Consider the following 25037-nt stretch of genomic DNA (forward strand, 5'->3'; position numbering starts at 1 on the left):
CAGTGTGGAGGCCCGTTTATGCAGACGTTGATGATCCAAGGAACCACCTCCGATGCCGGGAAAACCACGCTGGTTGCGGGCCTTTGTCGAGTACTACGACGCAAAGGAATTAACGTTGCCCCATTTAAACCTCAGAATATGGCGCTCAACAGCGCAGTGACCGCCGATGGTGGTGAAATTGGTCGAGCACAAGCGCTGCAAGCACAAGCTGCCGGCATTGTGCCAAGCGTTGACCTTAATCCCATTTTGTTAAAGCCCAACAGCGACACTGGAGCTCAGGTAATTGTTCATGGCCGGGCACTGGATAACATGGCGGCTGCGACTTATCACGACTATAAAGCCACTGCCATGTCGGCGGTACTGAGCTCACATCAAAGGTTAAGTGAATGCTTTCAAGTGTGTGTGGCTGAAGGCGCAGGCAGTCCGGCAGAAATAAACCTACGAGCTCGTGATATTGCCAATATGGGCTTTGCCTGTGAAGTGAAATGCCCGGTGATCATTATTGCGGATATTGACAAAGGAGGAGTCTTCGCCCACTTAGTGGGGACTCTGGCATTGCTAAGCGAATACGAGCAGAGCTTGGTCAAAGGCTTTGTGATTAATCGTTTTCGTGGCGATATTTCATTATTACAACCTGGTCTTGAATGGCTTGAACAAAGAACGGCAAAACCCGTACTTGGCGTGCTGCCTTACTTACATGGTTTAAGTTTAGACGCTGAAGATGCCGTCAACACCGAAAGCCACAGCGAGCAGCCGCTAATAAAGGTCAAGGTGTTACTGCTGCCGCATCTCAGTAATCATACTGACTTTGATGCTTTGCGCTTAAATCCGCGAGTTGAATTAAGCTATGTGCGTTACCAACAAGCCATTGACAGCTGTGATCTGGTGATCATTCCCGGCAGTAAGAATGTCCTTGGTGATTTGGCATTTCTTAGGGAGCAGGGTTGGGCTGAGCAACTAAAGCGTCATTTACGCTATGGCGGCAAGGTGCTCGGTGTCTGTGGTGGAATGCAAATGTTAGGAAAACAAATTTACGATCCGTTACAGCTTGAGTCTAACCTTGGCGCCGTGGCAGGTCTGGGGCTTGCGGACTTTACCACCACCTTGCGTGCACAAAAGACCCTTCAGCAAGTGCAAGCAGAGTGTTTATTAACCACACCACCCTGTGCTATCCAAGGTTATGAGATCCATGCCGGCGTCAGTGAAGGTAAGGCACTCACCAGGCCTTTTTCTCACCATCAAGGTGAGTACGGGACGAGTATAAGTGATGGCTTTATTGCCGCTGATGACCAAGTTGCTGGCACCTATTTACATGGCTTGTTTGATACCCCATCAGCCTGTGATGCTATTTTGGCTTGGGCAAGTAGCGACAGCCAAACGTTTAATGCAATTGACATGGCACAACATACCGAGCAGCAACTAGAGCGGCTTGCCGATTGTTGTGAAGCGCACTTGGATTGGCAACAGTTAATGCAAATAATTGAGGAATAAAATGACGGATAAATCGGATAAGCACCAACAAAGACAACAAAAGGTGAAACAACAAGTCGATGCCAGAGTCGCTGCTGCGCAGCAAGAGCAGGGGGTTTTGCAAGTGATCACCGGCAATGGCAAAGGTAAGTCGACGTCAGGATTCGGCACGGTGGCGCGTTGCGTGGGCCACGGCATGAACGCTGCCGTAGTACAGTTTATTAAAGGCATGTGGGAGTGTGGCGAGCGTAACTTATTAGAGCAAGCTGGCGTGCCATTTGCGGTGATGAAAACCGGCTTTACATGGGAAACGCAGAACCGGGAGACCGACACCGCAGCGGCACAGCAAACCTGGCAACAAGCAAAACAATGGCTTAAAGACGACAGCATCGACCTAGTGTTACTTGATGAACTCACTTACATGGTCAGTTATGATTATCTTGATTTAGATGAGGTGATCGCTGCGCTCGAGCAGCGGCCCAAAATGCAGTCGGTGATCATTACGGGTCGTGGCGCTCACCGCCGCTTATTGGAAATGGCCGATACGGTGAGCGAAGTCCGTAACGTCAAACACGCTTTTGATGCCGGTATCAAAGCGCAAAAAGGCTTTGATTACTGATGTTACGATACGCTTGTTATTGGCTGGTTTTCTGTAGCTGTGTGGCAACAGCCAAACCGGCCGAGCGCATTGTAGCCTTAGCGCCACACATTGTTGAAAACTTGTATGCCATTGGTGCCGGTGAGCGCATTGTGGCCACGGTTGAACATGCCGATTACCCACAAGCGGCGCAACACATTGCTCGGGTCGGTGGCCATCATGGTATTCAGATAGAAAAAATATTGGCACTGCAGCCCGACTTGGTCATTGCTTGGCAGTCAGGCAATAAACAGGCGGATCTCGACAAGCTAATACAGCTTGGTCTAACTGTGGTTTACAGTGAGGCAAAAGAAATTGACCAACTAGCTGAAGAGTTGCGTTATTTCGGTCAGTTAACCGCGCGCGAAGCGGCGGCAGAAAAAGTGGCGCAAGCCTTTACTGAGCAGCTGTTGGCATTGCGCAAACAGTATCAAAACAGCCGCGCCATTGCTGCCTTTTATCAGTTATGGCCAGATCCGCTGATGACCGTGGGCCCCAATAGCTGGCTGCAACAAGTGTTAGATGTCTGCCAAGCAGACAACGTGTTTGCAACCGCGCAAAGTGATTATCCGCAGATCAGTATTGAAAACGTCATAGCGGCTCAGCCTGAGGTCATTATTATCCCGCAGCAGCAATCGGGGCAGGCTAACCCGAGTGTTGCATGGCAGCGCTGGCCCAGTATTCCAGCCGTTAAACAACAACAGCTGATCACCGTTGATGCTGATTTGTTGCATCGTTACAGTGTCCGCATGCTTAATGGCGTCGCCGATTTGTGTGTTAAACTGGACCGCTCTCGAGCGCAATTGACAGTAAATAAAGGTGAGAAATGACAAGTTGGAGCGATGTGTTAGGGGCTGAAAAGCAGCAGCCTTATTTTCAAGAAACCATGGAGTACGTGGCTGCGCGCCGAGCACAAGGGGTGCAAGTTTATCCTCCTCACGAGCAAGTTTTTGAGGCATTTAAAGTCACGCCATTTGAGCAAGTGAAAGTGGTGATTTTAGGGCAAGATCCATATCACGGACCGAACCAAGCCCATGGCCTGTGCTTTTCTGTGTTACCTGGGGTTAAGCCACCCCCCTCGCTGAAAAACATGTACAAAGAGCTGGCCCAAGACATCGAAGGCTTCACTATCCCTGAGCATGGCTATTTACTCGACTGGGCAAAACAAGGCGTGCTATTGCTGAATACCGTGCTTACGGTGGAGCAGGGGCAAGCCCATTCCCATAAAAAACTGGGTTGGGAGCGTTTTACCGATGTGGTGATACAACAGCTGAACGACCACAGCGAAGGCGTTATCTTTTTACTGTGGGGATCGCACGCGCAAAAGAAAGGCAAAACGATTGATAGCAATCGTCACCATGTGCTGCACGCACCGCATCCTTCTCCGCTGTCCGCACACCGAGGCTTCTTTGGCTGCGGCCACTTTAGCCAAGCCAATCAGTTACTAAGTGGCATGGGCAAACAACCAATAGACTGGCAGTTGCCTCTTTCTTAGCGGTGAATAGAAAACGAAAAAGAGCGCCACAAGGGCGCTCTTTTTGTTAAAACTCTAGTTCGTCTATATCAACACTTTCTGCAAAAATATCAAGTTCCTGTAGTTCTTTGCGTAAACGCTGTTTATCTTTTAGCGCTTCAATTTCGCGCCACTTTCTTTTTTTGCCCTTAGATGAAGTTTTTTTTCTAGCCTCTGGACTTTCTAATACTTGCATTAACTCGTCTAGGGTATCCATGAAAATCTCCTATTGATAAAACCAACCCAAAGTGGCATTTGCTTTGACGATTAGCTCAACAACTGCAATGACACCGTTGATTCTTCATACTGTTTGGCAAACCTCAAAAGAGGAACCGTGCAAAGTGTGATGGTTTTGTATACTAGCGTATTACTTATTATTGCTTGCTTTATATACAAAAACCGAGAACAGCGGCATCAATTTTCACTTCGAGTATTATTGATATACCACAGCCGCAACAAAAATAAAACACAAATGTGTCTTTGGGGTTAAAAGAAAGTGACAGTTTGATGAAGGTCAAAGGTTGCGGGCTTGATAAGGTAAGGGAAGTGGTGATGGGAGAGACTAAGTTGAAAATTTTTCGCTTTGCTAGTGTTTGTCAGCTGCGAGCTTGAAACAAAAAACGCCGCATAAGCGGCGTTTACAAAATGGCTGTGCAGCGCACTTACAGTGCTTTGAAGCGAGCCACTAAGGCTTCTTGGGCATCAGCAAATGAGCGAATGCCTTCAGCTAGCTTTTCAGTGGCCATGGCATCTTGGTTGTGCAACCAACGGAACTGACTTTCAGTGAGTGGTGCAGGCTTGGCCGCTGGGGTGAAGTCGCTTTCAAGAAGGTAGTCATCGTTGGCCGGCATGGCCGCTAACTCTTCAAGTAAAGCTGGGCTAATGGTGAGCTTGTCACAGCCGGTAAGCGCTAGGATTTCACCGGTGTTTCTGAAGCTAGCACCCATTACCACGGTATTATAACCGTGTTGCTTATAAAATTCGTAGATGCTGCGAACCGATTGTACACCAGGGTCTTGCAGTGGATCGGTTGGCTTTTCAAGGCCGTTTGCCACATGCCAATCTAAAATACGGCCAACAAAAGGTGAGATCAGAAAGACATTGGCATCGGCACAAGCACGCGCTTGTGCATCGCTGAATAGTAGCGTTAAGTTACACTTAATGCCCTCTTTCTCCAGTGCTTCAGCGGCTTTAATGCCTTCCCATGTTGAGGCAATCTTGATTAAGATTTTGTCTTTGCTCACCCCTTGTGCTTGGTATAAATCCAGCAGCGTTTTGGCTTTGGCAATGGTCGCTTCGGTGTCAAATGATAAACGCGCATCAACCTCAGTGGAAATGTAACCTGGTACTGAATTGGCGATTTCTTTACCGATAACCACGGCAAAATAGTCACAGGCAAGCTCTAATTGCTTGTCAGCATCACTTTCGTTGGCTTTGGCATAATCCCAAGCTTCGTTTAGATAAGGCTGATAAGCAGGCATATCGGCCGCTTTAAGCAGTAAAGACGGATTAGTCGTCGCATCCTCAGGTTGTAACTTACGGATTGCTTCTATGTCACCGGTGTCAGCGACAATCGATGAATGTTGTTTTAGCCTATCTAGTGCTGAAGTCATGTGTTCCTCATTCCAAAGTTGATAACAGCGAAGTGATATTAGACGCCTTATGTTGCAACACCATGAAAGTGCTTGATAGGTCATATGTCCGTTGTCTGACATATCAGCGCATGTTGGTGATGAAAATATTAAGGCGAAACCACTGTATGTGGCGGATTGTATCGCCTTGGGTTGCCAGTCTATAAAGACTTGAAGTTACCAAGGGATAGTGTTGAAATTGACATTAATTACCAGCTAAGTCAATAGGCAACCTATCTATGATCACAGTTATCTCTCCGGCGAAAAATCTGGACTACGAAACGCCAGCACCCACTGACCGTTACACGCAACCTGAGCTACTCAACCACAGCGAAGAGTTGATCTCGGTATGCCGTGAGTTGTCGCCACAGGACATCGGCTCGCTGATGAAGATCAGCGATAAATTAGCTGGCTTAAACGCAGCGCGTTTTGCCGAGTGGTCTCAGCCTTTTACTGCCGACAATGCCAAACCAGCGGTGTTCGCTTTTAACGGGGATGTTTATGTTGGCCTTGAGGCGGAAAGCTTATCAGACAGCAGCCTGGAGTATGGGCAAAACCATCTGCGTATTCTCTCGGGGTTATATGGGGTGTTAAAACCGCTTGATCTGATGCAGGCGTACCGCTTAGAAATGGGCACTAAGCTTGAAAACCCGCGGGGTAAAAACCTCTATGAGTTTTGGGGTACCACCATCGCCGAAAAACTAAATGAAGCCATGGCTGCGGCAAAGACCAAGCAGTTGGTGAACTTAGCATCAAACGAATACTTTAAAGCGGTAGATAAAAAAGCCCTAGAGGGTGAGATAATCACCCCGGTGTTTAAAGATTGTAAAAACGGCCAATACAAGGTCATTAGCTTTTACGCGAAAAAAGCCCGTGGCATGATGGCGCGCTATATCATAGAAAATCAAGTATCTGATTTAGAAAGCTTAAAAGCCTTTGACGTGGCAGGGTATTATTACAGTGAAGAAGCCACTAAAAAGGCACAAGAACCAGTTTTTTTAAGAGCAGAGCAATGAAAACAAAACTATTTTTAGCCACGGCTTTCGCTGTGGTATTGATGAGCGGCTGTAGCGGAAAATTCACATCTAGAGTAAGTAATGTACCCGTAGATTGTGACAGTAACTCTCGTTCCTGTTCGCTTACCTGCAGCAAAGATTATTCGGACCCTATGCAAGTACAAAGCTGTGAAGACAGATGTTTTCAACAGCAAAATCAATGTCGAGTGAACAGACCAACAGAAGATAAATGGGAAGTTACTGAGCAATCGACAACTTATCCTAGTTTGTTTTAACTAACTTCATTACGCGCCTTTTGGAAGGCTCATGTAGGCGCGTACTACTCTATCTCTAAACGCCATATCCTGCGCCTTCTGAGCACTCCTGTACAGTTGGCAAAAACCTTCAGGACTGCCTGTTTGCAATAAAATTTCATCCAGCGACTTAACCGTATTTAACGTCGCCCTCCAACGTGAAGCAATACTGGCGTCAGGCTCTGGAAGTTGTTTTAATATTTGTTCTGATAATAGGAAATCGCTGTTGCTGGCCACCTTAATCATGTCATCATTGGCAGCTGCTAACCAAGTTGCGCCTTTAGTGTCCACACAAATAAGCGGTAAATAAGGAGATATGGCTGGAAATACAGTGTTTTTATATACCTCGACCTGCCAGTAAGACTTGGCAATTGTAACAAACTGCTCAAAGCTAGTAATGGCCGCAAAGCCAGAGATGGCCAGTGGTTTTATCTCAACTCGAGGTTTGTTGGCATTCACGGTGTCATTGGCGGTGTCGATATACCAATCGCCAACGATAAGCGCGTTTTGAAAGTACTCATCGCGCAATGAACCCCATACTTTCTTTAATTCGGCATTTTCCTGTTGCATGTATTCACGCAGTGGCGCCAGCTGTGCATTGTTTTGCTTTAGCACGGCCACAATCCGTTTGTACATTTCATCGCGTACTTCCAAGCAGCGCCCGAGCGGATAGGGTTTGCCTGCAAAGCTGGGTATTTTCACTGCAAGCTTAAGATCCGCTTGCAGGCGGATGTTAGCCAGTTCATGGGCCAATAAGTCGATTTCTGTTTGCTGCAAGAGGTTGTCACTGGGCTTTTAGAATTTCTACCTAGTATAGCCACAGTGACAAAATTATCTATTAAAATATAGAGTTATAATAATAGCTATTACCTTACCGAAGAGATCAGATAACTTAAGATGGCATCGGGCTCCGGGTCACGGCTGGTGTCTGGTAAGTACTTCGCCGCTTGCAATACCTCTTGCTCAACCAAAATATCGAGGGCATCAAGCTGAGCTAAGCCGGTTTTTCCTAAATAGAGGTTATCGAGCTTACGCTGTTGGGCCAGTTGCACACATAGGTAAAACCTTTGAGGTAAAGGTGATCTTTGGTAAAGCCACCGACACGAAATACCCGGGTGGCCAGCGAAAATGCTTCATTAAGGCTCAGAATGCCCGAGTCCATCAAGTATTCTATAACTTGAGTACTGCTGTTACATTAATTGCCGAAAGTCACGACTATAGTACTTTGTAGCGCAATACGCTTATAATCAGAAACTTCAGCGTTAGCTGGCGCGAAGTAACAATGGAACACATACAATGCAGTTAATTATTTTATTGATAATCGGGGTAGTTCTGGTTTTACAGTATTTTGCAATCAAAAAGGGGTTGCTTGTCCCTACTGTTTACTCCAAAAACCAAAGAGTAAGAGCGGCTGTAATTGTTGCTGTACCTATTATGATTTGTGGCATCATAGAGAGCCAGTCAGCTATGGTCATTCTCGGTATGTTTCTGGGTTATGTATGCTTTAGAAGGCAAACTTGGTATAAGCGAAAAGAGAAGGGCAGCTAACAATTATATTCAAAGGGGGTTTTATAAGGACAGCCACCTTTGGGGGTTTTATAAGGACAGCCACCTTTTACTTTGGTGGATTGGTTGCGTTGTTCTCGTGACGGGTTTCTACGCCCATCCATGGGCGTTGACTGACTTATCGATGTCGCCTAAAAAAAATAAGTAAAGAAAGGGGTGTTGCTGCAAGTTCGCGGTTTTTAGCTAACAACTCGGCGGCGGGTATGATAGCAGTATGGGTGGAGGTTAAAGTATGATAAACACAGTAAAAACAAGCTGATGGTGTGAGCAAGCCTTTGCTCACACTTAGGTTCATTCTCCTACACCATAACGACTCCTACACCATAACGACTCCTACAATCACACCTTAAAGCGGCTCACTATTTCATTAAGCTGGTGGCTGGCTTGGGTTAGTTGTTCACTGGTGTCGTTGAGTGCTTGGGTGGTGTCGAGTGAGTGGTGGGTGGCGTCAGATAGGGCGGCGATACGCTCGTTGACTTCTTGGGCGGCGAGACTTTGTTCATCGGTTGCTTTGGCGATATGGCTGTTCATATCCGAAATGGCGTCGATAAGGCGTTCAATTTCTAACAGCGCGCTATTGGCTTGCTCAACTTGGCTAACGGTTTGTGCGGATATTTGCTGACTGGTTTGTACCGCGCTCACTGCTTGTTGCGACTCTCGTTGTAAGCGCTCTATGGTGGTTTGGATCTCGTCTGTGCTTTGTTCGGTGCGACTGGCTAGGGTTCTTACTTCGTCGGCGACCACGGCAAAGCCGCGGATGACATCAAGTACCGAGCCGATGTGCTCGCTTTCTTGTGCTAAGCTGCTGGTGGTACTGCTCACCGATTGAATTTGATCCGATAAGCGCTGAATGGCTGTGATGGTTTCAGCGATGGTTTGTTTGCCTTGGGCGCTATTGTTTCGGGCATCAGCCGCGGATTGTTCGGCGGTGTTGGCGTTGCTGCTGATTTCTTTTACCTGCATGGTCATCTGTTCAGCAGCAGCGGCCACTTGGCGGCTGTTGTCGTTTTGCGACTCGATAAAGGCGAGGTTTTCTTCACCCGCAGCGCGAACTTGTTCGGCAAGCGCTTCAACGTGCTTGGCATTGTCTGCAACCGTGGCAATCGAGTGGCGCATTTTATTGGTGTAAAGGTTAAAGCTTTTCGCCAGCTCAGTAATTTCGTCTTTGCCGCTTTCATCTAATTGCCGAGTTAAGTCGCCTTCACCTTCGGCGATATCTCGCATCATTGCTTTGGCGTGTGCAATCGGGGTTATGATGCTTTTGCTGATCATGGCACTAAAGGGAAACAAGAGTATAATTAACACGGCCATAGTCATAAGTAGCAGGTTACGGATAGTGGCAAACTCGGCTTCAATGGTGTCGAGGTACACCCCCGAGCCGACAATCCAGCCCCAAGGTTTGAAGCCTTTCACGTAGGAAATTTTGGCCACTGGTTTATCGGCACCCGGCTTGGGCCACAGGTAAGGTACAAACCCTGCGCCAGCTTTATTGACCACTGCAACCATAGCAACAAACAAGCGTTTGCCAGAGGGGTCTTTTGACTGACTGAGATCTTTGCCGTTGAGCTCTGGCTTAAACGGGTGCATCACCATGGCTGGCTGGTAATCGTTGATCCAAAAGTAGTTGTTGTCTTCGTAGCGCAGTGCCGAAACGGCATCTAGGGCTTCTGCTTTGGCCTCTGATTGTGACAGTTCACCACTTGTAAAGCGTTGATGATGATAAGCAATTAAGCTATGGGCATTTTCCACTAGGCTCTGAGTTTTATTGTATTGCTGCTGTTCCAGTGCATTGTACTGTTGTGACAAGCTGACAATGCTTTGCAATAGCACGCCGATAATGACCACACCGATGAGCAAGGCAAGGCGCTGGAAGATAGTTAGTTGGCGAAAAAACTGCTGAGGCATAATGCTGTCCTTAAGTCTGATAAATGCAAAAGCGCTTAATGCTTATTGTTTTAGCCTAGCGGCTGTTGGATTGGTATAGATTGAGCTAGAACAATAAGCTGAGTTTTTCTTATGCACTCAGTAAAAACAATTAGACCTAAGGCGTAGTAGGCGGAGCAGGAAAGTCACCCAACTCACTTCAAGCTGGGTGACAAAGGGGGAGTTAATCGGCTTTTACGTTAAAGTGACGATTAAAGAAGTCAGTAATGGTTTGATGCAGGTGCGTTTGCACTTTTTTACCGCGTAAGCTGTGCTTAGAGCCTGGGTAAGTCATCATTTCAAATGGCTTAACTTGGTCTTGCAGTTGTTTAAATAGCTTAGTGGCATGAGTGAATAACACGTTGTCATCGGCCATGCCATGGTAAATAAGCAGTGGGCCTTTTAAGCCGTCAGCATAAGGGAATACCGCGCTTTGCTCATAGCCTTTGGCGTTGGTGTTAGGGTGACCTAGGTAGCGTTCAGTGTAGTGGGTGTCATACAAAGCCCAGTCGGTCACCGGTGCACCCGACACGCCAGCGGTAAAGTAATCGCCAGCTTTAAACATGGTCATCAGTGCCATGTAGCCACCATAACTATGACCGTAAATACCAATGCGCTCAGGGTCGACGTAATCCAAGGTGCGTAAGAATTCTACGCCTTTAATTTGATCCGCCACTTCCACTTCACCTAAGTGCTTATAAATTGGGTCTTCAAACTGTTTACCACGATTGTAAGAGCCACGGTTATCAAGTTGGAAGATCACATAGCCTTGCTGGGCAAGATATTGGAAGTAAAGGTTTTTACTGCGCCAGCTATTGGTGACGCGTTGGGCGTGAGGGCCACCATAGACGTTCACAATCACTGGGTACTTTTTATCTTGCTCAAGATTTGCAGGTTTGAACAAGCGATAATACATAGTTTGACCGTCTTCGGCTTTTAGCGTGCCATATTCTGGAGTTACTAAATCAGGCAAGTAAGGCGTAAGTGGGTGGTCGCTGTCTAGCTGGTTTTGCTCCAGCCAAGTAACGAACTCTCCATTTACTTTGCGCAGAGCAACGCTTGGTGGCCGGTTTACCGAAGAACTCTTGTCGATAAAGGTGCGGTTGTCCTCAGCCATCACCACTTTGTGGTAGCTGCCTTTTGCGGTAATACGCTCGACTTTGCCTGCTTTAAACAGTGGCGCGCTGTAAAGGTGGCTTTCTAGTGGCGTATCTTTACGGCCAGAGAAGTACACTAGGCCTTTCTTTTCATCCACGCCTTCAAGGCTTTCAACAATCCAGTCGCCTTGGGTAATTTGGCGTACCAGCTGGCCGTTGGTTCTGTATAGATAAAGGTGTTTAAAGCCGTCGCGCTCTGACGCCCAGACAAAGTGTTTTTTATCTTTTAGGAACTTCAAGTCAAAATGCAGATTAATCCAGGTGTCGCTGGTTTCTGTCAGTGCCACTTGCTGGCTCTTATCTACGGTGTTGTAAAAGCGCAGTTCCAGTTTTTGTTGCGAGCGGTTTTGCCATTGGTATGACAAGGTTTTGTTATCTTTTAACCAGTTGGCACGAGCAATATAAATGTCTTTGTCTGCGCCTAAATCAATCCAGTCAACTTGTTGGTTGTTGAGCTTAACCACACCCAGTTCAATTTCAACATTGTCGGTGCCGGTGTAAGGGTAGCGCTGGTTAAACAGCTTAACCTCTTCGGCGTAAATTTCATTACGAATGGCTTCTTCTACTGGGCTTTCGTCAATGCGGGTAAAGGCGATTTGTTGCTCATCCCCAGACCACCAATAGCCAGTCATACGGCTCATTTCTTCTTGCGCGACAAATTCCGCCATGCCATTTTTGATGGTGCCACCGCCATCTTTAGTCAGCTGAATTTCTTTGCCGGAGCTGAGCTCAATGGCATAAAGGTTTTGCTCACGAATAAACGACACAAAGTTGCCTTTGGGCGAAAAGCGCGCGTCGGTTTCGAAGGCCTCGGTGTCAGTCAGCTTTTTGCTGTTACCCGAAGCCACTTGGTAATAGTACAAATCGCCATTCAGAGGAAAGAGCAGGGCTTTACCGTCTTTTGACCATTTATACTCTAAAATACCACGGCCAAAAATACGCTGGCGTTCACGGCGGGCTTTTTCTTCGTCGGAAAGGTTTTCTGGCCCCGAAAAAAGCTCAGCAGAATCCACCAACAAGCGGTTGCTGTTGTCTTTTAAATTGTATTCCCACAGGTCGTAGCGGTTGTAGTCTTCTTTCTTACCCTGCAGGTAAGTGACTCGAGAGCCATCTGGAGAAAACTTCAGGTTAGTGGGGGCTTTGCCAGAAAGGGATGGATCATCAAAAAGTCGCTCTAACGTTAGCGGCTCTGCACTGACTGTGACAGATGCGAGGGCTAACGGAAGGGCAAGCGTGTAATGTTTAATACGAGAGTGCACGGTGCCACCTTGTTCTTTTTTTAAAGTTACTTGGAATGGTAATGAAGCCGCTTTGCAATAGCAACAAATTGGGATAGAGTGCCCCGAAGAAAAGACTTAAGGAGTGGTACTATGGCCTATCAATTAGCCCCACAACTACAGCAAGACTGCATTATCATCGCAAACTGGTCGTTGTGTGATGTTTTACTGATGAACGACGCACAATATCCTTGGTTTATTTTAGTGCCCAGGGTCGCTCAGGCAAAAGAAATCATCGACCTCAGTGATGAGCAGCAACAGCAGTTTTGGCAAGAATCAGCTAAGTTAAGCAAACTGTTACAAGACACCTTTAACCCCGACAAGCTCAATGTCGCCGCATTAGGGAACATGGTTCCGCAATTACATGTGCATCATATTGCCCGCTTTAAAAGCGATCCAGCTTGGCCTAAACCGGTATGGGGGCTATTACCAGCACAGCCTTACACCAGCGAGCAAATAGCGCAACTTAAATTGAGTTTTGAGCAGCAGTAATTACCATAGCTGTTGCGCTTATTTCAGTTGCTTTTGCGGGCAGCTCTGTAAATTAGCGCAAAACCACAGTCACAGGTGAAACACCCCAATAGTGGATGATACAAAAATAAAGGAGTGTATTAAGATGAAAAAAGTCATTATTCCCGTATTGGCTACTTTATTCGTCGTTGGATGTGAAGCAACCACAGCGGAGCTTTATCAAAAGGACCGTAAGCCAGAAGAGAGAACCGAATACAGCGGTATAGAAGGGTTAACACAGCAGCAAAAAGATCAAAACTACTTGATGCGAAAAGAGCTACAAGATAAATGCGACAATGCCAAAGTGAATTTAGCGATTGCGAAATCAGAAGGCCAAACGCAAGCCATTGAGCAGCATCAAGAAGAAGTAAAAGACTACTGTATTTAATACTCGCTTTTAGCAAGCTAAAAAGAGATGCCACAGTGTTGCAACAAGCAACATTGTGGCATGGTGGTTTGCGGTTACTTAAGTCCTAGTACCTGCTTACCTTGCTTAAAGGTTACATCAACCGGAATATTGGCTTTAGAAAGCTTATCCAAGTCTTTTTGCAGCTCTTCTTTAATGTCACCGTGGGTCGCAATAAGCTGGTCAACTTTTTGATAGTCGCCATCTCCTTGCAGGGTGAGAATTAAGTTCGACAACTTCTCCATGGCAACCGCCATTTTGTCCATATTCACTTGATATAAGCCTTCGGCGTTTTTCGAGAACGCGCCTTCGTCTTTAAAGAAGTTAAAGCGGATCATATTGGCTTTACCGTGAGCGCTTGAGGCACCAAAGCGAACAGAGCGGAAAATACCAGCCATAAAGGTAACGTAGTAGTCTTCTAATGTGCCTTCCGTGATCTCACCTTTTTTCAGCAATTGCTCAACCATGTAAAGGCCAAGAATATCGGCTTTGCCTTCCTCGATGGCACTGGCATGCTCTTGCAAAGATTGGCGCACAGTGCCTTTGCCAGTGATGGTGTTTTTAATCCCCAAACCGTGTGCCACTTCGTGGAACATGGTGTTAGCAAAGAAGGCATCAAAGGTAATGTGCTTACGCTGCTCTGGCACTATAAGCTGCTCTGAAATAGGCACTAAGATTTTATCGAATTTAGCGCGCATGGCGTTTTTCAGTTGTAAGCGACGGGTGCCTTTTTCCAACTGCACTTGCTCATCGTTAGGCAGGTTAATGGCAATGGTTTTGCTGCCGGCATTGGAGTGGCCAGCGTAATAGATAACGTCGTATGCGTTTAAGTCGGCATCAGAGCCTGGCACTTCTTGCTTATATTCGTCGGCCACTGGCAAGCCCTGTTGCAGCTCAGGCAAAAAAGCGGCGAATTTAGCTAAGCGTTCGCTCCACGCCATGTCTTTAACCAAGACATAAGACTCAAACGCAGCACGATAGCCAAATAACTGATCTTCATACGTTTCAATTGGACCAATCACTACATCGATGGGGTTATTTTTCATGTCCATCCAAGCAAAATCAGACGTTTGGTAGCTGTTATTCACTAGGGCGTCGGCGCGTAAGTTCAAGTAGTTGGCAAACTCTTTGTCTTTGGCCAGCTGACTTGCCTCGCGTAATAGCTTGGCCGCTTGCCCAAGTTCTGTTTTATAGGCAGTCGAGTAAGGGATGCTGTATAGCTCACCTTGTTCATCGCGGCGAATAAGAGAATATAAGCCTTGCTTATCTTTAACGTCGGCTTGGTTCAGCTCTTCTTTGCTGATATCTGCAGGATAAAACTGTGCGCCCATGGGCTTTTCAGAAAACTCAGATAAGAACGCTTGGTCGCCATTGAGACGGTCCCATGGGCCATAATTAATATCGGCGAATTGACGAACTTTGTCATCGTTAATGTTATTCAAAAACGCGGCTTTATTGTCGCCAAATGCTTGCTGCCAAAACAGGTCATCCATTATGACTGAAGCATCTATCAGCAGGCTCAGCATTTTTTTCTGATTGTCGCTTAAATGGCTTAAGTCGGTTTTTAGGGTCACCTGAGTGTAAATATCTAGGCGGTCACGGTCAGCGTTAACAAGCTGGTAGCCACTATCAGCCGTTGCCGACTGCTCTGCGGCGGTTTGTGTGGAGTTTTGCTGTTGTGGCTCTGAGCAGCCAAATAATGTCAAACTTGTTGCCAATGCAACGGCAGCTGAAATCTTAGAGTGTTTCATTGTGCTCCCTTATATTTTCTTCATATTGTTCGTAGTGGCTTCAACTTTACACCAATTTCTCGATTTAATCGCCCCCTTGCTATTGATGCAGAGTATTTCACTCTTTGCAATGCAATGTGCACTCGGCTCATGCTATTTTATGGCGATAACTCAAACCAGTAGTGAAAAGAGTTTACTTTTTTGTCTGCAGGTTTATTTTGATTATTTCAGGTAAAGAAATAATGGATTATTTTCTGTGTTTTTCTTAACTTTATCTGAAAGTTAGACAATACTTAGGGCGTCTAGGTAAAAATTCGTAACAGCTATCCAAAGTATCGCGTTGCAGAACGAATAGATTGATAAGGGACCGTGATTCATGTCTACAGAAAATGCACTACTGACAATTTTAACCGACAGGATAAATAACGATACGTTAGTGTTACCGACGCTACCCGAAATCGCGGTAAAAGTAAGGCAAGCAGCCGACGACCCAGATATAAACTTGATGCAAATGGCGGACGTTATCTCACACGATCCGGCACTGGCTGCACGTATGATTAAAGTGGCCAATAGTGCGTTTTTAGGTCGCTCGGTCAAAGTGAATACCTTAAACCAGGCAGTCACCCGCATTGGCTTGCGACAAATTAAAAACATTGCCACAGCCATGGCAATGGAACAGCTGTTTGTTTCAAATAATAAATTAATTAAAACGTATATGGATAAAGCGTGGCAAAAGACCTTAAAAGTGGCTTGCCAGGCTATCACTACCATGGAGTTTTATTTACGCGAAAACAAACACACCTCGTTAAACCGCGACACCATTACCTTGGCTTCTTTGGTGTTTAATATTGGTGTGCTCCCGATTCTGACCGAAGCCGAGCGTCACCCAGAAGTTTTTGCTAACCCCAGCTTTTTAGCTCATGCCATCCAAAAGCTCGGAGGCAAAATAGGCGGCACCATAATGCGCGAATGGGAATTCACCGACGAATTTATCGAGGTAGCAGAGTGCTGGGCCAACCCGAACTTCAAGCCTGAACAAGTGTGTTATGTCGACTTTATTCGCGTGGGCGCCATTGTCGAGGGCATACTGCAAGTGTCCGATAAAACGGCAGCATTAAAGTTGTATCAAGATAAGGGCGTGATCAGAGAAGTGAGCGTATTTGCCGACGATGATTATTTGGCGGTATTAGAAGACGTTAAATCTATGTTTGCGTAACCGCTAATGTCGTGAAGTGACTTACCAGTAAGGCCCACTGTTGAGGAAGTGCTGTTTGAAATTTGTTCGAGCGTGCTGAGCTAACTGAGGCTTACAGCGGTTTTAAATACAAAAACCGCTGTGAGTTGTTAGCACCACTGCAAATGCTGTTAGGCGTCGATGCCTTCGTCGTCACCTAAGCCTTGGGTTAGCTCTTCCAGTAGCTCTTTAATTTCTTCAGAGACCAGAATAAAGTCGGCGTCGAGTTTCACCGCTAAATCTTCTTTGGGAATGTCGGCATTTTGCTCTTTAAGAGCATCGGCATAGCTTACACGCTTTAAAGTACCATCGTTTTGCAGCATAAACTTAACGCGCTCTCGCCAATCCAGTGCTAGTTTGGTTACGCGTTTGCCATTTTCAAGGTGGGCTTTAATTTCATCGCAAGCGAGATCGTGTTGTTTTAATTTAACCTGAGCACCGTTATCGTCAGCCTCTTGCAGCTCGGCGTCATTACCAATGGCAAAGCCCTCTGGTGCGTTAAACTCAGTCAACCAGTGTGTGAGTTGTAAGTCTAAGTCGTAGTTTGCAAAAGCAGGTACCACAGGAAGGGTTCCTAGTGATTTACGTAATAGCGCAAGCAGTTCTTCCGCTTTATTAAAGCTGGCACTATTTACCACTACCCAGCCTGACTTTTGGTCGATAAAGGCAAACTGTAAGCTCGATTTTTTAAACGCTTGAGGCAGTAAGGTGGCTAGAATGTTTTCTTTGATGTCATCTTTTTCTTTTTTCTTAACCGGGCGATTCTCTTGTTGCTCGATTTGCTCGATTTTGTCCGCCACCATTTCGTTGACAACAGCAGCTGGGAGGACTTTTTCTTCACGCTTGGCGCACACTAAAATACTGTCTTGGGAGAAATGCGATAGCATTTGACCGTGTTTACCAAACGCCTTAGTCCACCCAAAAGTTGTCATATCTTGGCTGCCACAAGGGCGAAATACATCTTGCTCTAGTGCTTTTTCGAAATCTTCTTGTGTGTAAGATACGTCTTGTTTGAATTTGTAGCAGATTAAGTTACTGAACCACATAGAAATATGCCCATCTGGAATTAAATTGCCGACATCATAGCAAAAAGCAGTAAACTTGTATTGCCATGCAAGCAGGAAATAGGGCTATTTTACCGCGGCGCCTAATATAAACGACTGCCGCAGCCTCAAACCCCAACGCCGCGAGTTTGCGCCCAGTGGTCACTTAATTAAACATCGACATGGGCTTTTGTAAGTCTTTGGGGAAGCTGATTTGGTAAGTCAGCCCTTGTCCTTCATCACTGCTTACTTCAATGTCGCCATTAAGGGTTTGTTTTACCAAGTTCAGGGTAATATGGGTCCCTAAACCACTGCCACCTTGGTCGCGTTTAGTGGTGAAGAAGGGGTCAAATAGTTTATCTAGCTGCGCTTTACTAACACCTTTACCATTGTCTTTGTAGGTAATATTTACGCTGCCATTTTCTTCTGTCACAAGAATATCAATCTGACCTTGATTCTGGCCTTCAAAGCCATGGATCAACGAGTTCATGATTAAGTTTGTGAAGATCTGACTTATTGCCCCCGCCGGTAAATTTAACGTCAGCTCTTCAGGGCATTGGATATTAATGTTGTGCTGAGTCTTTTTCAGCTTTGGATGAAGCGAGCGGATCACCTCGCCGAGGTACTGCTTAAAGTTAATCTTCCTTACGGCTTCACTGGCCTGATCCACAGCAATTTGCTTAAAGCTGGCAACCAACTCCGATGCTCGGTCTAGGTTGGTAGTCAGTAGGCTCGTACTTTGCTTCGCTTCACTAATGAACTCTTCCAGTGCTTTTGGCGACAGTGTTTTGCCATTATAGGCTTGTTCTAATTGGTCCAAGCGCTCTTGCAAGAAAGAGGTTGCCGTGACACCAATGCCAACCGGGGTATTTATATCGTGAGTAATACCAGCCACTAAGCCACCTAGGGCTGCCATTTTTTCTGAGCCCACTAAGCGCTCTTGCGCCATATTCAGTTCGTCTACGTATTTCTCGAGCTCTTTTTGCTTGGTTAATAGCTCTTCCTCGGTTTGCTTACGTAGGTCGATCTCTTCGGTTAAGGTTAACTTTTGTTTTTCCAGCTCGTATTTTTGTTGTTGCAAATCCATCATGGCTTGGCTGAGGTTTGAGGTTTTCCGAGCCACCTCTTGCTCAAGTTGAATGTTATGTTGATCGAGCTTTTCGTTACTGATCATCAACTCTTTTTGCGTTTGATCGAGTTTTTTGCGGTACTCTGAAATCTTGTCGATTAACTTGTTAAACGCTTCTTCCATGATTTTTAATTCATTGCGTTCATTGGTGCCAATATCTATCTTGTGACCATCGACGTTGTCGATCTCGAACTCTTCAATTTGCTCGGTTAAATCGCCTAATGGTTCGGTGAGCAGTTTGCGAAATGCAATCAAGAATAAGATGATTAAAAACGTGGTTTTTATCATGGCATTACCGATCAAAAAATAGATCGATATCATAATGCGACTAAACACCACTTCGCGACTCGAGAACAAAGTGACATCACCGACTTGGGTCGCGCGGCCAGAAAATTCAAATATCAGCGGGAAAGTATAACCAAATAAGCCAGAAGGGGTGTCTTCTATTATTGCTTCTTCTTGCACAAGTTGCTGACTGTAGAGTTCATGAATATCCAATGAGCGACCTAATTGTGAAATAATTTCGCCGCTGTCATCACGGACAATAATGCCTTCGATCATCGGAATGGCTAATAACCCTTCGGCGGTGGTGACGGTTTGCTTGGTATTGAGTTCCCAAATTGCACGGGTTAAGCTGCGGCTGAAGGTCTTTTGCAGCATAGTTAGCTCATTACGAATGTAGTCTTTGGTATTGACGTACTCAGCTACTACTTGACCGCACGTGACGACAAAGGTTAGTAGGAAATAAACCGACAGCACATTAGTGAGCAATTTTTTTGAGAGGCTTTTTTGCAGCATGAATTTAGCTGAGCTCCTACGGTAAAGTTTATTGCCTTGGGATGATCTGTTGTTAAAGTTAGCCAATAAACGGTTAAAAATAAATAAATATCTTCATTAAATATGTTTTTTAACGACTTACTAAGGTGGGGTTTATGTGTTATAAGGTATTTATGTCTCATGACTGTTTTATTAACAACAACACAAGACTGACCACTTTATGAGTTATTCTGTCCTAGTTTGCGACGACTCCACAGTTGCTCGAAAACAAGTCGTTAAGCACCTTCAGCGTGCCCTTGATTTGACTGTTTTTCAAGCAGAAAATGGTCAGCAAGCGCTACAATTACTGCAGCAGCAACAGATTGACTTATTGTGTCTTGATTTAACCATGCCGGTTTTAGATGGCATCGGGGTGTTAGAGGCAATAAAAGCACAGCAAATTGAATGCTATGTGGTGGTTATTTCTGCTGATATTCAAGCGCAAATGAAAGCCAAAGTAGAGAGCTTAGGGGCGTTAGGTTTTCTAGAGAAACCGGTAAACGCCGAACAACTGCTGTCGTTGTTGCATCAATATGGTATTCGTTAACGCCGAATAGGCTCTTGTCACCCCCAATAAACTTACAGCTCATCCCCTAGCTTTTCATTCAATAACAAAGCGATATCGATAGATCTTTGTATTTACGCGGCACTTATCACTGTACAGACTTAAACTTCTCGTCATCAACAAACGACCCCATTCGCAATATCAAATAGAGCAGGAAACCATTTAGCTAGGTATTATCTATGTTGGGCTCTATTTACACCATGAGTTTTTTGCATAATTTATTTTGATTTTCTGTATTGACAGCTAGCCTAATCATCAGGCACTCTAGAATTATGAAAACGAATATTATCACTACGACCATTATTACAACCACCATCCTAACGGGATAGTGGCATAGGTCGGTGCAAGTTTAAAAAAGGCCTGTGTTCACTTCGAACACAGGCCTTTTTTGTTTTTAGGAATGAGGAAAATAATGCGAGTACTAAAATTTGGAGGGTCGTCCCTCAAAGATTATGCCTGTTTACAAAGTGTCAGTGCTTTGGTCAAAGATTACGGGGGTCAACAAGGGCTTGTGGTGTTATCGGCACCGGGTGGCATGACTGATCAATTGGTTGAGCTAGCAACCCTTGCCGCTAGCGGCACTGACTTTGAGCCACAATGGCAAGCGTTAACCAGCCGTTGTCAGCAGCTTTACCAACAAGTTGAGCAAGACTATGGTAGCGTTTTACAGTGGCCCGATTTTGCGGCTTTAAAACAGCAACTTGATGGGGTCAAGCTATTACGTTATTGCCCTGAGCAAGTTGAGGCCTTTGTTATTAGCTTTGGTGAGCGGGTGAGCGTGGCCTTGATGACGACGATGTTGCAAGCCGAGGCCATTGCACTGGATGCCGTTGCTTGTGTTAAAACGCAAGGGGGCTATGTCGATGCCGAAGTAGATCTTAAGCTTAGTCGCTTGTGCTTTAGTGAAATGGTACGCTCGCAAGCCTCTCGCTTTTATGTCATGGCTGGGTTTACTGGCAGTAATGAAGCCGGTGAGCTCACAACTCTGGGTCGAAATGGCTCAGACTATTCGGCTGCCGTCGCTGCCGCCTGTTTAGATGCCGAAGTATGCCAAATCTGGACAGACGTAGATGGGGTATACAGTGCTGACCCTAGACTGATAAAAAAAGCCATGAAAGTAGACGTACTGTCTTATAAAGAAGCCATGGAGCTGTCTTATTTTGGTGCTAAGGTGTTACACCCAAAAACCATTCTCCCTTGCGCTAAAGCCGATGTACCTTGTGAAATAAAAAATACTCATGCGCCAGACGTTCCAGGCTCTGTGATTTGTGCTCAAGGGGGAGGAGAAGCCCCGGTCAAAGCGTTATCAAGCCTCGATAATTTAGCTATGCTAACGGTGGCGGGTCCTGGCATGAAAGGCAAAGTGGGCATGGCCGCACGGGTGTTCTCTGCCTTAGCTGCCGATAACGTTTCTATCGTCCTCATTACCCAATCCTCGTGTGAGTTCAGTATTAGCTTTTGTGTTCATGAACAAGATTTAGACCTAGCATTACAGGCATTAGAGCACGCCTTTGAATTGGAAACGCAAGCTGGGCTGATTGACCCCATTGAAGTGCAAAGGAACCTGGCGATTGTCACGCTAGTAGGTGATAACATGCGAGCACACAAAGGTTTGGCCGCAAAGTTTTTCGCCTCGTTAGCGCAAGCTCAAGTGAACATTGTCGCCATCGCCCAAGACTCTACTGAAAGCGCCATCTCTGCGGTGGTCGACGGCGAGCTGTGCCAAGACGCCGTAAAAGTGTGTCATGAAAACTTTTTCACCCACATGCCATCCATCGATGTGTTCTTAATAGGTTGTGGCTTGGTGGGACAAGAGCTAATGCAGCAGTTTCATAAGCAGCAAACTTGGCTTGAACAGCGCAACATTCGTTTAAATCTGTATGGCATTGCCAACTTATCAAAGTGCTATTTAGACAGTGAAGGTGTGCCTTTTGATAATTGGTCATTGGCATTACAGCAGGCGCAAACGGGTTTTGATTTGGCTAAGTTAAGTCAGTTTGTTAAGGAGAACCATTTAATTAACCCGGTGATCGTGGATTGCAGTGCCTCACAACAGGTTGCAGACAACTACCTCGATTTTCTTAATGCCGGCTTTCATGTGGTGGCGGCAAACAAAAAGGCCAACACCGGCTCTTATCAATATTATCAGGCGCTGCAACAAGCTGCCTTGGATAAGCGTCGCCACTTTTTATATGAAACCAATGTTGGAGCAGGGCTGCCGGTATTAGATAACCTCAAGTTACTATTTGGCGCCGGGGACGAGCTATTATCATTCAATGGTATTTTATCTGGCTCATTGTCTTATATTTTTGGTGTCTTGTCTGACGGCTTAACCCTGTCACAAGCCACGGAAAAAGCGAAACAAAATGGCTTTACCGAGCCAGATCCTCGCGACGACCTGTCGGGCACCGATGTGGCGCGTAAACTGCTTATTATCGCCAGAGAGTCAGGGTTGGCACTGGAGCTTGAGGACATCGAGGTCGAATCCGTGTTGCCGGATAGCTTTGCTAAAGGAGCCAGTGTCGATGAGTTTATGCAGCAGTTACCGCAATTAGACGCCGCCTTTGCAGAGCGCATCGCCGCAGCTAGCCGAGAGGGCAAAGTGCTACGCTACGTTGGCACCATTGAGCAAGGTAAGTGTCGAGTCGGAATTGAAGCAGTAGATGCATGCCATGCATTATATGATATTCGCGATGGTGAAAATGCCTTGGCTATTCTTAGTCAGTACTATCAGCCCAAACCTGTGGTGATTCGCGGTTATGGTGCCGGAGCTGAAGTGACTTCAGCAGGTGTATTCGCTGATATTCTAAAAACATTGTCGCGCTAGAGGTAAAGATGAAAACATTTTATGCTCCTGCCTCGATGGGAAATTTCTGTGTCGGCTTTGATGCTCTGGGCGCTGCGATACAGCCGATTGATGGTTCCTTACTGGGCGATCAGGTGAGCATTGAAGCAGCCGCGACAGACAGCTTTAGCTGTATTGGTCCATACGCTGACAAGCTTTCTCCACAGCCTGAAGACAACCTTGCTTATCAGTGCTGGCAGCACTTTAAACAGCAGGTAGCGCCCACCATGCCAGCCGCGGCAATGACCTTACATAAAGGATTGCCAGTGGGCTCGGGGTTAGGCTCCAGTGCCTGCTCTGTGGTGGCTGCGTTTGCGGCGCTTAATGACTTTGCCAACACTCAGCTTTCCCGCGAGGCGATGATAGAACTTATGGCTGATTTTGAAGCGAAAGTCAGTGGTGGTCGTCATTACGACAACATCACACCCTGTTACTTAGGCGGCTTACAGCTGACTGCTGATTGCATTGCCGGCAAAGCCTTACAGCTTGACTGCAATGCCAGCTGGTATTTTGTTATTGCTTACCCAGGTTTTGCCTTGAATACGGCCAAGGCACGTGCTGCATTGGCCTCGCAGGTTTCGCTTGGCGATACTATCGAGTTTGCCCAACGCCTGTCTGGGTTTTGTGTACTTATGCAAAGCGGACGCTTTGATGAAGCACTGAGCATGATGCAAGACACCATTGCCGAAGCGGCACGAGCGCCGTTAATTCCTGGCTTTTATGAAGCAAAACAAGCGCTTGAAAACCATGTTGCTGAGCTTGTAAGTATTTCTGGGGCCGGCCCAACGCTGTTTGCGCTATGCACCTCATTGGATAGCGCTAAGCAAGCACAAACGTGGTTGCAGCAGCACTACATTAATGAAGCTGGGTTTAGTCATATTTGCCAACTTGATAATAAAGGCACAAGAGAATTGGGGGAGCAGGGATAATGAAATTAGAGAATTTAAAAGATAGACAACAAGTGGTGTCATTTATTGAGGCAGTAAAAGTGGGCTTGGGCCGTGATCAGGGAGTGTTTTTTCCAAAGCAGTTAACGCCATTAGCAGACATCGAGAGTTTGCTTGAGCAACCCTTTGTAGAGCGGAGCAGCAAAATTTTACAACACCTCATTGGTGATGAGCTACCGGCCGATAGCATTAACAGTTTGGTGGCAAATGCATTTAACTTTCCTGCGAAACTCGTTCCAGTTGCAGCACAGCAATACTGTTTGGAGCTGTTCCATGGCCCCACGCTAGCGTTTAAAGACTTTGGCGGGCGCTTGATGGCAGAGTGCATTGGCATGTTTAGCCAAGGAGAGCGGGTCACTATTCTAACGGCCACCAGTGGCGACACGGGAGCAGCCGTTGCCCACGCTTTTTATAACAAAGAAAACGTGGATGTGGTGATCCTCTATCCCCACGGTAAAATCTCTTTGGCTCAGCAAAAACTGTTTACTACCCTTGGTGGCAATATCCATTGTTATGCGGTAGATGGCAGCTTTGACGACTGCCAAGCTATGGTTAAATCGGCATTTTTAGATGATGAGGTAAAGCAAAAGCTGGGGCTCAATTCAGCAAACTCGATCAATATTAGTCGCCTGCTAGCACAGGTGTGTTATTACTTTGAAGCACTCGCGCAATTGCCTAAAGCTGAGCGTAACAAGATACACATTTCTGTGCCCAGTGGTAACTTTGGCAATGTCTGTGCGGCGATGATTGCAGCAGCCATTGGCTTGCCAATTGCAAAGCTCAGTGCCACAACCAACCAAAATGACACAGTGCCGCGTTATATTGACTCTGGTGAGTGGGCACCGAACGCCACATTAGAGTCACTGTCCAATGCGATGGACGTGAGCAAACCTAATAACTGGCCTCGGGTAGAAACCATGTTAGAGAGAGGGAATTTTAGCAAACATGACTTTTATTCATGTTCGGTGTCAGAGCAGCGAACTCGAGAAGTTATGCTGGAGCTACTGGCTCAGGGCTACTTGGCTGAACCACACACGGCCATTGCTTACGAAGGGTTGCAACGAGACAGTGAGCCACAAGCAACCGGTATTTTTCTCGCCACGGCTCATCCGGCAAAATTTAAAGAGTCGGTTGAAAATGTTATAAATCAAGAGATTGAGATGCCTGAAGCGCTTGCTGAAGCCTTGCAAAAACCGTGTTTAGCAGAGCCACTCAGCGCTGACTACTCGGCGTTAAAAGATGCCATGATGGCCAAGTTACTGTGACAGCCACGAGCTAACTACGGGGTGCTTGCACCCCGTTTTCACCTAACCCATTAACCGCTATATT

Annotated in this window: 23 protein-coding genes; 13 read left to right on the forward strand and 10 right to left on the reverse strand. The window is 46.2% G+C overall.

Annotated elements, in window-relative coordinates; genetic code table 11:
• Window positions 1-18: 18 nt before the first annotated feature.
• The 4 genes from R3P39_RS17580 to ung are packed head-to-tail and all read left to right on the forward strand — an operon-like array spanning window position 19 to window position 3602.
• Complete coding sequence (locus tag R3P39_RS17580) at window positions 19-1491, forward strand: cobyric acid synthase (RefSeq protein WP_336569088.1); 1473 nt, start codon at window positions 19-21, stop codon at window positions 1489-1491.
• Between the two features lies 1 nt (window position 1492).
• Entirely contained in the window at window positions 1493-2089 is a 597-nt protein-coding gene (cobO, locus tag R3P39_RS17585) for a cob(I)yrinic acid a,c-diamide adenosyltransferase (protein ID WP_336569089.1), read from the forward strand.
• A 41-nt stretch (window positions 2090-2130) separates the two neighbouring features.
• Window positions 2131-2937, forward strand: a complete 807-nt coding sequence (locus tag R3P39_RS17590; protein WP_336569090.1) for a cobalamin-binding protein — start codon at window positions 2131-2133, stop codon at window positions 2935-2937.
• Window positions 2934-3602, forward strand: a complete 669-nt coding sequence (gene ung, locus R3P39_RS17595) for a uracil-DNA glycosylase (RefSeq protein ID WP_336569091.1) — start codon at window positions 2934-2936, stop codon at window positions 3600-3602. The genes R3P39_RS17590 and ung overlap by 4 nt, the downstream gene beginning before the upstream one ends.
• Window positions 3603-3648: 46 nt before the next feature.
• Here ung and R3P39_RS17600 read toward each other — a convergent pair whose 3' ends face one another.
• Window positions 3649-3837, reverse strand: coding sequence for a DUF3545 family protein (locus R3P39_RS17600; RefSeq protein WP_336569093.1), 189 nt, complete (start codon window positions 3835-3837; stop codon window positions 3649-3651).
• A 445-nt stretch (window positions 3838-4282) separates the two neighbouring features.
• Entirely contained in the window at window positions 4283-5233 is a 951-nt protein-coding gene (gene tal, locus R3P39_RS17605; RefSeq protein WP_336569094.1) for a transaldolase, read from the reverse strand.
• A 257-nt stretch (window positions 5234-5490) separates the two neighbouring features.
• On the opposite strand from tal, the gene yaaA reads away from it, so the two are divergent.
• The gene (gene yaaA, locus R3P39_RS17610; protein WP_336569096.1) at window positions 5491-6267 is read left to right on the forward strand and encodes a peroxide stress protein YaaA; all 777 of its coding nucleotides are present in this window, start codon (window positions 5491-5493) and stop codon (window positions 6265-6267) included.
• Between the two features lie 284 nt (window positions 6268-6551).
• Here yaaA and R3P39_RS17615 read toward each other — a convergent pair whose 3' ends face one another.
• The 3 genes from R3P39_RS17615 to R3P39_RS17625 form a co-directional block, all read right to left on the reverse strand.
• On the reverse strand, window positions 6552-7337 hold the full coding sequence (locus R3P39_RS17615; protein ID WP_336569097.1) for a hypothetical protein: 786 nt from the start codon (window positions 7335-7337) through the stop codon (window positions 6552-6554).
• 89 nt (window positions 7338-7426) lie between these two features.
• The gene (locus tag R3P39_RS17620; RefSeq protein ID WP_336569098.1) at window positions 7427-7612 is read right to left on the reverse strand and encodes a hypothetical protein; all 186 of its coding nucleotides are present in this window, start codon (window positions 7610-7612) and stop codon (window positions 7427-7429) included.
• Window positions 7570-7722: a tyrosine/phenylalanine carboxypeptidase domain-containing protein gene (locus R3P39_RS17625; protein WP_336569099.1), complete on the reverse strand. Its 153-nt coding sequence runs from the start codon at window positions 7720-7722 to the stop codon at window positions 7570-7572. The genes R3P39_RS17620 and R3P39_RS17625 overlap by 43 nt, the downstream gene beginning before the upstream one ends.
• 134 nt (window positions 7723-7856) lie before the next feature.
• Between R3P39_RS17625 and R3P39_RS17630 the strand changes: the two genes are divergently transcribed.
• A complete protein-coding gene (locus R3P39_RS17630; protein WP_336569100.1) occupies window positions 7857-8108 on the forward strand; it encodes a hypothetical protein in 252 nt (83 codons plus the stop codon).
• 357 nt (window positions 8109-8465) lie between these two features.
• On the opposite strand, the gene R3P39_RS17635 is transcribed toward R3P39_RS17630, so the two are convergent.
• Together R3P39_RS17635 and R3P39_RS17640 are read right to left on the reverse strand one after the other, a co-directional pair.
• Complete coding sequence (locus R3P39_RS17635; RefSeq protein WP_336569101.1) at window positions 8466-10031, reverse strand: methyl-accepting chemotaxis protein; 1566 nt, start codon at window positions 10029-10031, stop codon at window positions 8466-8468.
• Window positions 10032-10233: 202 nt separating this feature from the next.
• Entirely contained in the window at window positions 10234-12465 is a 2232-nt protein-coding gene (locus R3P39_RS17640; protein WP_336569102.1) for a S9 family peptidase, read from the reverse strand.
• A gap of 111 nt (window positions 12466-12576) precedes the next feature.
• Between R3P39_RS17640 and R3P39_RS17645 the strand changes: the two genes are divergently transcribed.
• Together R3P39_RS17645 and R3P39_RS17650 are read left to right on the forward strand one after the other, a co-directional pair.
• Window positions 12577-12975: an HIT domain-containing protein gene (locus R3P39_RS17645; RefSeq protein ID WP_336569103.1), complete on the forward strand. Its 399-nt coding sequence runs from the start codon at window positions 12577-12579 to the stop codon at window positions 12973-12975.
• A gap of 124 nt (window positions 12976-13099) precedes the next feature.
• A complete protein-coding gene (locus R3P39_RS17650; RefSeq protein ID WP_336569104.1) occupies window positions 13100-13381 on the forward strand; it encodes a hypothetical protein in 282 nt (93 codons plus the stop codon).
• A 74-nt stretch (window positions 13382-13455) separates the two neighbouring features.
• Here R3P39_RS17650 and R3P39_RS17655 read toward each other — a convergent pair whose 3' ends face one another.
• Window positions 13456-15150 (reverse strand): dipeptidyl-peptidase 3 family protein, encoded by a 1695-nt coding sequence (locus R3P39_RS17655; protein WP_336569105.1) that lies wholly within the window; start codon window positions 15148-15150, stop codon window positions 13456-13458.
• A gap of 355 nt (window positions 15151-15505) precedes the next feature.
• Here R3P39_RS17655 and R3P39_RS17660 point away from each other — a divergent pair, with 355 nt between their 5' ends.
• On the forward strand, window positions 15506-16345 hold the full coding sequence (locus R3P39_RS17660; RefSeq protein ID WP_336569106.1) for an HDOD domain-containing protein: 840 nt from the start codon (window positions 15506-15508) through the stop codon (window positions 16343-16345).
• Between the two features lie 149 nt (window positions 16346-16494).
• Here R3P39_RS17660 and rdgC read toward each other — a convergent pair whose 3' ends face one another.
• On the reverse strand, window positions 16495-17409 hold the full coding sequence (gene rdgC / locus R3P39_RS17665) for a recombination-associated protein RdgC (RefSeq protein WP_336569107.1): 915 nt from the start codon (window positions 17407-17409) through the stop codon (window positions 16495-16497).
• Between the two features lie 163 nt (window positions 17410-17572).
• Window positions 17573-19333 (reverse strand): ATP-binding protein, encoded by a 1761-nt coding sequence (locus R3P39_RS17670; protein ID WP_336569108.1) that lies wholly within the window; start codon window positions 19331-19333, stop codon window positions 17573-17575.
• 199 nt (window positions 19334-19532) lie between these two features.
• On the opposite strand from R3P39_RS17670, the gene R3P39_RS17675 reads away from it, so the two are divergent.
• The 4 genes from R3P39_RS17675 to thrC all read left to right on the forward strand — a co-directional run bounded on the left by R3P39_RS17675 (window position 19533) and on the right by thrC (window position 24973).
• Complete coding sequence (locus tag R3P39_RS17675; RefSeq protein WP_336569110.1) at window positions 19533-19898, forward strand: response regulator; 366 nt, start codon at window positions 19533-19535, stop codon at window positions 19896-19898.
• 430 nt (window positions 19899-20328) lie between these two features.
• Complete coding sequence (thrA, locus tag R3P39_RS17680) at window positions 20329-22743, forward strand: bifunctional aspartate kinase/homoserine dehydrogenase I (protein ID WP_336569111.1); 2415 nt, start codon at window positions 20329-20331, stop codon at window positions 22741-22743.
• 8 nt (window positions 22744-22751) lie between these two features.
• The gene (gene thrB / locus R3P39_RS17685; RefSeq protein ID WP_336569112.1) at window positions 22752-23690 is read left to right on the forward strand and encodes a homoserine kinase; all 939 of its coding nucleotides are present in this window, start codon (window positions 22752-22754) and stop codon (window positions 23688-23690) included.
• Window positions 23690-24973, forward strand: a complete 1284-nt coding sequence (gene thrC / locus R3P39_RS17690) for a threonine synthase (protein ID WP_336569113.1) — start codon at window positions 23690-23692, stop codon at window positions 24971-24973. Before thrB ends, thrC begins: the two co-directional genes overlap by 1 nt.
• Window positions 24974-25037 lie beyond the last annotated feature (64 nt).

Source organism: Pseudoalteromonas sp. UG3-2 (assembly GCF_037120705.1).
In the GTDB taxonomy this organism is placed as follows: Bacteria; Pseudomonadota; Gammaproteobacteria; order Enterobacterales; family Alteromonadaceae; genus Pseudoalteromonas.